Consider the following 1845-nt stretch of genomic DNA (forward strand, 5'->3'; position numbering starts at 1 on the left):
ACCTTTGTTTTCCTCTAATAATGTTACTATTATAACAGTAATGATAACTTACAGATGAACAAAAGGATAAAAATCATGACGATCAATTATGCTAATTACATTGACCATACTTTATTGGCAATGGATGCCACGGAAGCCCAAATTATCAAGCTGTGTGAAGAAGCTAAACAGCATCATTTCTATGCCGTATGTGTTAATTCTGGATACGTGCCAGTCGCCGCTCAACAGTTAGCCGGTAGTACGGTTAAGGTGTGCTCAGTCATTGGTTTTCCACTGGGTGCGGGTCTGACTGAAGCAAAAGCTTTTGAAGCTCAGGCAGCAATCNACGCTGGGGCGCAAGAGATTGATATGGTTATCAATGTTGGCTGGCTGAAAAGTGGCAAAATTGCCGAAGTTAAAGCCGATATTAAGGCTGTACGTGATATTTGCGCCACTACACCGTTGAAGGTAATATTAGAAACCTGCCTGCTAAGTGATGCTCAAATCGTACAAGTTTGTGAAATGTGTCGTGAGCTTGACGTAGCTTTTGTGAAAACCTCAACAGGCTTCAGCACCGGTGGTGCCAAAGAAGAACATGTTAAATTGATGCGTGCTACGGTTGGTCCGGTAATAGGCGTTAAAGCCTCTGGTGCAGTTCGTGATCAAAAGACAGCAGAAATCATGATCAACGCAGGGGCGACACGCATTGGTACCAGCTCTGGTGTAACCATCGTTTCGGGCCAACAGGCCGTGGCATCAAGCTACTAACTCAGTGTAAGTCTATTAATCGATTGTTTAGATTCGAATCGATTGTCAGCCCGGCTACTGCCGGGCTTATTTATTGCAATACGTTGTATTATAAGAAACTATAGTGCAACGTATGGTATTAATAATTGTTTGTCAGGAATAGCTTATGGAAACCCGCCGTGCAGAACGAATCAATAAACTTACTCAGGCCCTAAAGCGTTCCGACAAAATCCACCTCAAAGACGCGGCCAATTTGCTGCGAGTCTCTGAAATGACTATTCGCCGTGATCTTAGCGCCGAGCCGACCGCCGTGATTTTGTTGGGTGGTTATGTGGTGATGGACCCTAAAAGCAATAACGCCAATAACTATTTTGTTTCTGACCAGCAAGCCAAACAGGTGGAAGAAAAGCGCCGTATTGGTCAGTTGGCAGCAAGGTTGATCGCCGAAAACGATACGGTTTTTTTTGACTGCGGCACTACAATTCCCTCGATTATCGACGAGATAGACGAAGAACTGGTATTTACTGCTATTTGTTACTCCCTTAACACCTTTCTTTCCCTACAAGACAAACCCAACTGTAAAGTGATTCTGTGCGGTGGTGAATTCAAACCCAATAACTATATTTTCACACCGANCAGTCAGCACAATGAGCTGGACAATGCCTGCCCAAACAAAGCTTTTATCTCCGCAGCCGGCGTTTCAATTGAGTATGGCGCCACCTGTTTCAACTTCGATGAAATTCTGTTAAAGCACCGAGCTATAGCCAAATCACAACAGAAAATCCTGGTGGCCGACCACAGTAAGTTCGGTAAAATAAAACCTGCCAGCATTGGAGCGTTGACCCTGTTTGATGCGTTAGTCACCGACCGCCAGCCTGATGCCGAGTTCAGCCAGTTCTTTTTACAACATGGCATCAAAATCGACTGTTAGACTTGATTACATAGCAAAAATCTTAACCCGGTAAATGCCGGGTAGATAAATCTATCCGTATATATCAGGTAAAAATTGGATTATATTTAAGCAGAATAGCACAACACTAAATAACCATATTATATTTGTGGTTAAATCACTCTTTGCCTATCAAATTTCTAAAACACAATTCCATTATTAAATGAACA

2 protein-coding genes are annotated in these 1845 nt (G+C 42.9%); both read left to right on the forward strand.

The features are described from left to right. Nucleotides 1–75: 75 nt before the first annotated feature. On the forward strand, nucleotides 76–747 hold the full coding sequence (gene deoC, locus V1952_RS21595; RefSeq protein ID WP_420075527.1) for a deoxyribose-phosphate aldolase: 672 nt from the start codon (nucleotides 76–78) through the stop codon (nucleotides 745–747). Nucleotides 748–892: 145 nt separating this feature from the next. Beyond that, nucleotides 893–1657: a DNA-binding transcriptional repressor DeoR gene (gene deoR / locus V1952_RS21600; RefSeq protein WP_420075528.1), complete on the forward strand. Its 765-nt coding sequence runs from the start codon at nucleotides 893–895 to the stop codon at nucleotides 1655–1657. The last annotated feature ends 188 nt before the right edge of the window (nucleotides 1658–1845 follow it).

The sequence above is a fragment of the Yersinia sp. 2542 StPb PI genome, from assembly GCF_048593855.1.
Taxonomy (GTDB): domain Bacteria; phylum Pseudomonadota; class Gammaproteobacteria; order Enterobacterales; family Enterobacteriaceae; genus Yersinia; species Yersinia enterocolitica_E.